At 36.1% G+C, this 5,155-nt stretch carries 7 protein-coding genes and 1 pseudogene; 7 read left to right on the top strand and 1 reads right to left on the bottom strand.

All coding sequences use genetic code 11. The features are described 5' to 3' along the window. Window positions 1–114: 114 nt before the first annotated feature. The 5 genes from RTK36_RS10470 to RTK36_RS16730 all read left to right on the top strand — a co-directional run bounded on the left by RTK36_RS10470 (window position 115) and on the right by RTK36_RS16730 (window position 2,364). Window positions 115–459 (top strand): hypothetical protein, encoded by a 345-nt coding sequence (locus RTK36_RS10470; RefSeq protein WP_312046935.1) that lies wholly within the window; start codon window positions 115–117, stop codon window positions 457–459. Between the two features lie 58 nt (window positions 460–517). Next, window positions 518–829: a hypothetical protein gene (locus RTK36_RS10465; RefSeq protein ID WP_312046934.1), complete on the top strand. Its 312-nt coding sequence runs from the start codon at window positions 518–520 to the stop codon at window positions 827–829. Window positions 830–1,040: 211 nt separating this feature from the next. Further along, window positions 1,041–1,280: a hypothetical protein gene (locus RTK36_RS10460; protein ID WP_312046933.1), complete on the top strand. Its 240-nt coding sequence runs from the start codon at window positions 1,041–1,043 to the stop codon at window positions 1,278–1,280. Between the two features lie 283 nt (window positions 1,281–1,563). Continuing rightward, window positions 1,564–2,064 (top strand): hypothetical protein, encoded by a 501-nt coding sequence (locus RTK36_RS10455; protein ID WP_312046932.1) that lies wholly within the window; start codon window positions 1,564–1,566, stop codon window positions 2,062–2,064. Between the two features lie 123 nt (window positions 2,065–2,187). Then, window positions 2,188–2,364 (top strand): PF20097 family protein, encoded by a 177-nt coding sequence (locus RTK36_RS16730; protein WP_442871348.1) that lies wholly within the window; start codon window positions 2,188–2,190, stop codon window positions 2,362–2,364. 465 nt (window positions 2,365–2,829) lie between these two features. Here the strand turns inward: RTK36_RS16730 and RTK36_RS10450 are convergent, their stop codons facing one another. Further along, window positions 2,830–3,582, bottom strand: coding sequence for a helix-turn-helix transcriptional regulator (locus RTK36_RS10450; RefSeq protein WP_312046928.1), 753 nt, complete (start codon window positions 3,580–3,582; stop codon window positions 2,830–2,832). A gap of 293 nt (window positions 3,583–3,875) precedes the next feature. On the opposite strand from RTK36_RS10450, the gene RTK36_RS16485 reads away from it, so the two are divergent. Both RTK36_RS16485 and RTK36_RS10440 read left to right on the top strand, forming a co-directional pair. Beyond that, window positions 3,876–4,028, top strand: a complete 153-nt coding sequence (locus tag RTK36_RS16485) for a Rid family hydrolase (protein ID WP_331655017.1) — start codon at window positions 3,876–3,878, stop codon at window positions 4,026–4,028. A 222-nt stretch (window positions 4,029–4,250) separates the two neighbouring features. Beyond that, a pseudogene (locus RTK36_RS10440) lies at window positions 4,251–5,155 on the top strand (tryptophanase); the annotation flags it as partial.

Genomic DNA, 5,155 nt, shown 5'->3' with positions numbered 1-5,155 from the left:
GTTACAGCATATTATTTTAAGACTTTACAAATAGTAAAATAAAATACGTAGATTGAAAGTGAATTCGATATCAATCAGCTTACTTGGGCAGATGGGCTGGAGCAGTTTCCTGAAGTGGCGGAGGCAAATGGAATAACAGGAGGAATTGAGTTAGATACCATACGTTTTAATAATGAAAAAGCGGCTAATTCAGATGAGGTTGGCAATAAAGAGTGCCTTTATACATTTTATATTTACGATAAAAATTTGAAGCCAATCGAGGATGCCAACCTTTATATAGACAGCATATATAAAAAAATATTTGATGAGGCAAAGGTATCATTTATTACGCCAGATGAGATAACGACTTTGATTTCGGAAAAAGAGAAAAAAGTAGGAGCAACAACTGAAATTAAAGAAGGGGCAGAGATGACATGGCAGGTTCTTAATGAAAGCATGTTTTCTGATTATGTAGGTTGATGATATCCGGTATCTTCCGCAATAGCAAGTATATGTTAAAATAAGGAGACTAAATATTATGGGCTTAATAGAATTAATTGGTGAATCAATAAGGCCGGGGAAAATAGGTACCATTGATACAACCAAAGGAGAAAAAGAAAAACGGATAGGTATTCTTATTGTAAAAACCATCTTATCGATATCAATTGTAGCGGTTCTTTATTATTTGATATTTGGTATATCCGTTCATTTGAAAGAATTGCTATTATTTGTAGCTGTAATGGCAGTATATAGTATTATTGGTTATTTTATTTCGCCAAAACAGATTATTCTAACATTGGATGGTTTGGTGGGGTCTTTGATAATCCATTTAAAATATCTGACGATATAAATAGAATGCTGATTTTTATTATGATAATATTAATGCCAGGCAGGCTGATATCTACAACTGTCGTATCGTGGATAGATTTATCAAAAAATAATAAGATATAAAATAACGTTATGAGTATACTACGAAGCACAAAAAAACTAACCTGTAAAGAAACCTGAAATTCGTGTTACGTTTATAACGAATACGATTTTTTGTAAGGAGGTCGCGTTTTATGAACTATCGCAACAGTCATAAACTCATGTGGGGTTTATTGATTGCAGGAATTTTGTTATTTGCTGTGGGATATAGTAAAAACGAGATGTTATATTTTGTACTTGGAACTTTATGTGTTATTTCGGGTATTATCCAATCTGCAATTTTTTATAGATGTCCCTATTGCTATAAGTCTTTAATGGATTGCAGAGATGGCATTCCAAAGTATTGTCCCCATTGTGGTAATGAATTAGATTAATGAAGTCTGCGTGTGTCTATTCGGTTTTCTAATTTTATTAAAATGACACTAGATACTACATAAGTATTGAGAAAGTGAAGATTATTTATTTTTGATATGGAAAGGAATGCAATGAGATGAAAAAAGTCATCCTTTTTTTATAACTATGATTTTGATTTTTCTCATCACCATTATCGTTGTATTACTAACAAGAATTCCTTTTGCCAACGCATTCTTCAATAATACAAGGAGTATTGTCATTTCATTTTGCGTTTTCTTGGGAATAGATGTATTACGATGGACATTGGATGATGCTGAAACACAGTCAAGACGACAGGATATTGGTTGGTCCATAGGCGTTGTGATGTTTATGGTTTATTTTTTGTGGCAAACATGGGACGACTATTCCTTGTGGCAAGTTTGGTTAGTGGCGTTGGTATGTGTTGTGTTAGGGATTGGGCTACTTGTGCGACTGTATAGTAAATGGGATGTTGATTGTGTATGTTGGAGTACGTGGGCAATATGTTGTTTGTCGGTATCTATGGGTATTGTGATAAGCATTTTAGTTTGGAATCCCATGACCCTTAAGGAGGCCGAGGAATTAACAATTGCATCAGAAGGAGATAGTAGCTTTGCTTTCCGTCATATTGACGCATGGAATAAATCCACTAAAGTACCTTTAGGTTACTATCTTTTTAATCAAAAACAGGCAAATGGTAATTGGGGTACTCATGGTACTGGGCGAGGAGTGGTGTATTTGGGAGAGAAACAAGAGCATTGGCGGAGTTCAACACCACTAGAATAATTTACACTTTGCACAGGTTAAACACACAATCTGTAAGTGTATCTTTGTGAGTTTTACGCTGCATTATGTAAAGTATATAAGAAATGAGATGCTGAAAATATTTATATTTGATTCATAGGAGGGGTGGAAGTGGAATGTCCGTATTGTAATCATGTTATGAAACGTGGTCGTATTCAATCAGATAATCTTTTATCATGGACCCCAGAAGGAGAGTCCTCAACGGGGGTAAGTCGGTGGTCAAAGAGTCCAAATAGCATTGTTTTAGCCAATTGCTCTCTTCTTTGGGGATCGAGTTGCTGAAGTTGATAGAGTGATGTAAATGCAACAGACACTTATTACTTCGAAGCGTGCTATAGGTTTCGATTTACTGTGTGCAGAAATTGTGCTCATGGGAAAATAGTAGTACATATTTATACAAGTCCGAATAAATTCGAGTCACAAAGGTGACTCTTTTTTAATGTGAAAACAAGAACAGGGGATAAAAATGAGCGTAACAATCAAGAATCCTGTAAACGAAAAAAGGGAAGCCTTTGGTTTCCATGGAAATCTGAGGACTTTGAAAAGCTTGCTTCAGCTTAGGAATTTTTGCCGAGTACAAAGATAAACTGCACGATTGTAGATGTATCCGTTGAAAAGTCATTCATAGCATCTTTTTCGAGTAAAAACTGAAAAACAGTTAGCTCAACAACTGCAGATATCAGCTTCATCAATTGGAAACAGGAAGCGTAAAATTTTGCAAACTTTGTTTCGAAAAATGACAAACCACTAGTCCATACTTGTTGTACAGGAAAGTTCCTCCTTTGAACTGTCAGCAAAATTAGATTTAAATACTATGTTTTTTAGTTTAGATAGATATCTATACACACTGGCGGAAGAGCAGTGTAAGTTGTCAGCAACATTTTGAACGGATCCCTTTATAAGAAAGATACCCTTTTTTTCAAGTGAAGAAATGATAGACATACGTTCATCAGTTGTAAGTCTTGCTGCACTGACGTTGAGAGCGGCAAGTTCATTTGAAACCGCTTCAGCGATTACAGTATCTTTAGAATTCGGAAAGCTTTCAGAGGATATATTTTTGAGGTTGCTGGAAGATGATACATGTTGACCGTCGTATTGAAAACTGGTTCCAATAAAAGTATCCGGATGACAAATTCGCATAAGTTCTTCACTGATTATCTGATATCTGCTGTCATCAAAATTGATACATAGAAGGCCAATCAACTTTCCTTTATGTTTGATAAACATACTTGAAGAACGAAGAGTCTTACCATTTGCAGCAACCCCTTTGTAGTTAGAACAAAAGTTATTTTCCTCGTAAACTTTATCTTTTATCATTTGTAAAGCCATATTTGTAAGCGGAGCACCTATATCGCGTCCACTTATGTTACTGTTTGCTATTGCTATTATGGATTGGTTTTTATTACTCAAGTCATGTAAAGCCACTTCATAATCAGGGCCTAAAGTGTTTCCTAAAAATTCAGTTAGTTTAATATATGGAGCTAATAATGAATTTGCCATATAAGTACCTCCAATTTGCTCAGGACTCCATTCTACTTCTACAATAATAATACGAAAATCTGGAATATATGTTAAAGCAAAAATATATTATTATTATAGAGATAATATTTTATTAAAGAGATAAATTATTTCTACAAAGATAAATTATTTCTATAAGGAAGGAGGAAAAAAATGTAGGGAATTGTAAATGCAGATAAGGAACCACCAACAATTGGCCCTTATTCACAGGGGATAATTACTGGGAAATCTGATATTTTTATCAGGCTGGTTGCCGCTGAATCTGGGAAACCTGAATATTCCCAGAAGGAATCGCAAAGGAAACAAAACAATCACTTAAGAACGTTAAGTATATTCTTGAAAAAGCAGAATCTTCTATGGATGCTGTTATTAAGACTACAGTATTCCTGAGCGACATGAACAATTTCGCTGCTATGATTGAAGTATAGGCTACTTTCTTTAAGAGGGAGTCTATTCATCAAGATCTACAGTGGAGGTAGCAAGATTACCAACGGATGCATTGGTTGAAATTGAAGTTATTGCAGAAAAATAGGAGCGTGCAAAAGAAACATAACCAACCGCAAAAGATACTGTCCGCCAGTCACTCTAAAGCGATGACCGGGGTATCCTCTATCATGAAGGCGCAAGGCGCCATATTAGGAGGAAAATAAATGAAAAAATATCCATTAAACGTAGCAACACCTAGTTCATTCTCATATGTTAAAAGGAATATCCCACAGGTAACGGTTGAGCAGAGAGAGAGAGCTCTCGCAGCAACACACTATAACGAATTTGCATTTCCCGCTGGCATGCTCACAGTTGATATGCTTTCTGATTCAGGCACAACAGCTATGACAGATGTGCAGTGGTCAGCAATGTTCCTTGGTGATGAGGCTTATGGACGTAATAAAGGTTACTATGTACTTCTTGATACCTTAAGAGATGTATTTGAACGTGGAGATGATCAGAAAAAGATTATTGATCTTGTTCGTACAGATTGTCAAGATATAAATAAGATGATGGATGAAATGTACCTCTGTGAATACGAGGGTGGTCTTTTTAATGGTGGTGCGGCTCAGATGGAGCGACCTAACACATTTATTATTCAACAGGGACGGGCAGCAGAATCGGTTCTAATGGAGATCGTTAAGAAAATCTTGAACACTCGTCATCCAGGAAAAGTATTCACGATTCCTTCAAACGGACATTTTGATACAACCGAAGGTAACATCAAACAAATGGGTTCGGTTCCTCGTAACCTTTATAACAAAGAGTTGCTCTTTGAAGTGCCTGAAGGGGGATCATACCCCAAAAATCCTTTTAAAGGCAACATGGATATTGATAAGTTAGAGCAACTTATCACAGCAGTAGGCCCTGAGAACGTGCCCCTTGTTTTCACATGTATTACGAACAACCCTGTATGTGGCCAGCCTGTCTCTATGGCTAACCTTCGTGCGGTGAGTGCAATTGCTCATAGGTACGGTATTCCTTACATACTTGATGCAGCTCGTTGGGCAGAGAATGCATATTTTATCAAAATGAATGAAGAAGGTTATGCAGATAAGTCTATTCCTAT

It is taken from the genome of Anaerotignum sp. (assembly GCF_031981185.1).
Taxonomy (GTDB): domain Bacteria; phylum Bacillota; class Clostridia; order Lachnospirales; family Anaerotignaceae; genus Chakrabartyella.
This window is presented reverse-complemented; position numbering and strand designations above follow the sequence as displayed.

What these genes read in the sequence shown, in the direction of transcription:
- RTK36_RS10465 (WP_312046934.1), top strand. Translation starts at nt 518, where the DNA reads ATGGGCTTAATAGAATTAATTGGTGAATCAATAAGGCCGGGGAAAATA.
- RTK36_RS10460 (WP_312046933.1), top strand. Translation starts at nt 1,041, where the DNA reads ATGAACTATCGCAACAGTCATAAACTCATGTGGGGTTTATTGATTGCA.
- RTK36_RS10450 (WP_312046928.1), bottom strand. Translation starts at nt 3,582, where the DNA reads ATGGCAAATTCATTATTAGCTCCATATATTAAACTAACTGAATTTTTA.